This is a genomic window from Paraburkholderia sediminicola, from assembly GCF_046027825.1.
GTDB lineage: Bacteria > Pseudomonadota > Gammaproteobacteria > Burkholderiales > Burkholderiaceae > Paraburkholderia > Paraburkholderia sediminicola_D.
In genome coordinates this window covers 1-1,409 of the sequence record NZ_JAQQDU010000224.1, presented here as the reverse complement: position 1 = coordinate 1,409, position 1,409 = coordinate 1, and the positions used below count along the sequence as shown (strand labels likewise).

The window sequence follows — 1,409 nt, the reverse complement described above, 5'->3', positions numbered from 1 at the left end:
CTAGTACCACTGTGTTACAAAATAAGGCATGATTCGCTTATCTTCAAGAACATTGTGAGGAGAGCGATGGAAACTACTTCGAAGAGATTCGTGGAGTATGTGTCCTTGATGGCTCAGTCGCTTGGGCACGCTGATCGTGTCGAGCCATTTCGTGGCTACTGTACGGGCTTGATGTTGCCGGTCAAGCGCAAAAGCGTTGAGCCCATGGCTGCGCATCTGTCGCCGGACCGGGTGCGCTCGGAGCACCAGCGGCTGCATCACTTTGTAGCCGATGCACCGTGGTCGGATCAGGCGGTGCTTGATACGGTGCGCAGTTACGTACTTGAGCGAATAAGCCGGCGCGCGGGTTCGCCGGAGGCGCTGATTATTGACGATACCGGCGTTCCGAAGAAGGGTAAGCACTCGGTCGGGGTCGCTCGGCAATATTGTGGCCAGCTCGGGAAACAGGACAACTGCCAGGTCGCAGTCAGCGTGTCGCTCGCAAATGAACGCTTCAGTCTGCCGGTGCGCTATCAGCTGTATTTGCCGCAAAGCTGGGCCGATGACGCAGACCGTCGTAAGGCTGCCAAAGTGCCCGAGGCGCTCGAGTTCGTCACCAAGCCGATGCTCGCGCTGCAACTGCTCGAAAATCTCGCAGAGGTGGAATCGCTGCCCGAACTGGTTATCGCCGACGCCGGGTACGGGGCAGGCACCGAGTTCCGCGAGCAGCTCACAGCGATGGGCTTCACGTATGTGGTCGGGGTCACAGGCGCGGTCAGTCTGCAGATGCAAGCTCAGGCGCCATTGCAGGCGAAAGAGCTGGCCATGCAGTTGCCGTCGCGGCGCTTTCGCACGGTCACATGGCGTGAAGGCACCAACGCCGCCCTGACGTCGCGCTTTGCGGCAATACGGGTGCACTGCACCTCCCGCGCAGCCCAGCCAGTTGACACCCTCGAGGAGCAATGGTTGCTCGTCGAGTGGCCCAGGGAAGAAATCGAGCCGACCAAGTACTTCCTCAGTACGTTGCCGGCGGATACACCAATCAAGGAGCTCGTGCGACTCGCAAAACTGCGCTGGCGTATTGAGCGTGATTACCAGGAGCTCAAGCAGGAGCTTGGCCTGGGGCATTTCGAGGGACGCAGCTGGCGCGGCTTTCATCATCACGCGACGCTGTGCATAGCGGCGTACAGCTTTCTCGTCACCGAGCGCCTGGTGGCACAAAAAAAAACTCCAACTCATCGGTTACCCGGCGAAGTGTCTTCCTTACCCGAAGGCTTCAGGCCCCGGGGCGCCCCTGCGTAAGCAGCGCCATGTGCCGGACTCCATTACAACGCTGCGACTGGAGCTTGCTGCCGCACTGCTTGCCCGCCTTGAGCGGTGCCCGTGCTGCGGACGGAAAATCGAGTAATTTGTTAACACAGTGGTACTAG

At 59.6% G+C, this 1,409-nt stretch carries 1 protein-coding gene; it reads left to right on the top strand.

Going from position 1 to position 1,409, the window contains the following annotated elements; all coding sequences use genetic code 11:
• The first annotated feature begins 66 nt into the window (after positions 1-66).
• Positions 67-1,281 carry an IS701 family transposase gene (locus PQQ96_RS41965; protein WP_408303293.1) on the top strand — a complete coding sequence of 405 codons (1,215 nt, stop codon included), beginning with the start codon at positions 67-69 and terminating at the stop codon, positions 1,279-1,281.
• Positions 1,282-1,409 lie beyond the last annotated feature (128 nt).